Genomic DNA, 236 nt, shown 5'->3' on the forward strand with positions numbered 1-236 from the left:
CTGTCACGCTGAGCTGAAGACTGGCTGATGCTGTTATTGGTCTTGCCAAAATCGTACACCAGCTGCGTCAGGCTCAGGCCCCAGGCTGCGGAATTTCGCAACGAGCCGCTTGAATCGGTGGTCTGGCTGTGACCCGTACTCCCGTTCAGGGCTATTTGTGGCATCCAGCCACTGCGCGCTTCGTCTATTTGTGCCTGGCCGATCCCCAGTTGCGCAGCCTGCTGGCTCACCGAGGG

Annotated in this window: 1 protein-coding gene; it reads right to left on the reverse strand. The window is 59.7% G+C overall.

The annotated features are described in order from the left end of the window. Positions 1–236: TolC family protein (locus RTW80_RS30815; RefSeq protein ID WP_312722062.1), on the reverse strand; the 236-nt coding region annotated here is incomplete at both ends.

Origin of the sequence: Escherichia sp. AM3, from assembly GCF_032029835.1 — a bacterium.
GTDB lineage: Bacteria > Pseudomonadota > Gammaproteobacteria > Enterobacterales > Enterobacteriaceae > Escherichia > Escherichia coli.